Raw genomic sequence first — 1,303 nt, 5'->3', positions numbered from 1 at the left:
CGCCAGCGCTAATCGTAGCCGCTACGTGATTCCGGGCTTCGTGGATCCGCATTGCCACGGTGGTGCCGGCGCCGACGTCATGGCGGGGGCCGAAGCGGTCAGGACCATGGCAGCGTTCCACCTGCGCCACGGGACCACCACGCTCCTGCCGACCACTGTCACGGCGCCGCGCGAAGCGATCGTCCAGGCATTCGCCGGCATTGCAGAAGTCGTGCGTTCGGACACGCGGGATCATGCCGACCTGCCGGGCGTGCATCTGGAAGGGCCCTTCATCAATCCTGACAAGCTGGGCGCGCAGCCGCCGTTCGCGATACCACCCGACCTGGACCTGGTCGGGGAGCTGATCGAGTTCGCACCCATAATCGTCGCCACCATAGCACCAGAACAGGATCCGACACACCAATTGATCACGCAACTCAGCCATCTGGGGACGCGTGTGCAGATTGGCCACAGTCTTGCCGATGCCGGTCAGTGTCTTGCGGCGCTAACGGCCGGGGCTGCGGGCTTCACCCATCTGTTCAACGCGATGAGCGGTGCCGACCACCGGCGGCCGGGTGTGGCGGCGGCGGCACTCGGCCGCGCCACCCATGCCGAGGTCATCGCCGACCTGCTCCATGTCCATCCGGAGATGCTGCTGCTGGCGCGCCGGGCCATCCCTGGGCTCTACGCAGTCACCGACGCGATGGCGGCCGCCGGCTGCCCGCCAGGCCAATATCGCCTGGGTAGCCATGATGTGATTTCCGACGGGAGCTCGGCCCGACTACAGGATGGGACCTTGGCCGGTAGCGTGCTGACCATGGACCAGGCCCTGCGCAACCTCGTGGCGCTGGGGCTGCCGCTCGCCGAGGCGGCCCTGCGCACCTCGACGGTGGCGGCGGACTATCTGGGCCTGGACGATCGCGGCCGGATCGCGCCCGGGCGGCGCGCGGACCTGCTGGTGATCGACGCAAATGGCACGATCGGCGAGATCTTCTGCGCAGGCGTACCGGTGGAGCCGGACAGGGGCTGAGCCGAATGCGCGCCGCACTTGCCCAAGCCCGGTCGAATTGGCCATATGCGCGCGTCGCCCCGCCAAGTTCTTCGGGAACCCGTTGTCCATGCCCCATCGTCGCCGTCACCGCCGCCCGGATGCAGGCTTCACCCTGATCGAGCTCCTGGTGGTGCTGGTCATCCTCGGCCTGCTCGCAGCGCTCGCGGGGCCGCGGGTCCTGGGCTACCTGTCGAGCGCGCGCTCGGACACCGCCAAGCTCCAGATCGAGAACCTGAGCCAGGCGCTGGAACTCTACAAGCTCGACAACGGCAA

Annotated in this window: 2 protein-coding genes; both read left to right on the top strand. The window is 68.1% G+C overall.

What is annotated here, in order from left to right; genetic code table 11:
• The coding region (locus tag EQG76_RS07210; RefSeq protein WP_159711945.1) for an N-acetylglucosamine-6-phosphate deacetylase at positions 1–1,009 on the top strand (1,009 nt) is incomplete at its 5' end.
• Between the two features lie 88 nt (positions 1,010–1,097).
• Positions 1,098–1,303 (top strand): prepilin-type N-terminal cleavage/methylation domain-containing protein (locus tag EQG76_RS07205; protein ID WP_159711943.1); only part of this gene is annotated, 206 nt, incomplete at its 3' end.

Origin of the sequence: Geminicoccus flavidas (assembly GCF_009806515.1) — a bacterium.
GTDB classification, from domain to species: domain Bacteria; phylum Pseudomonadota; class Alphaproteobacteria; order Geminicoccales; family Geminicoccaceae; genus Geminicoccus; species Geminicoccus flavidus.
Note: the sequence above shows the minus strand (reverse complement) of the source record. Positions and strands in the feature narration are given on the sequence as shown.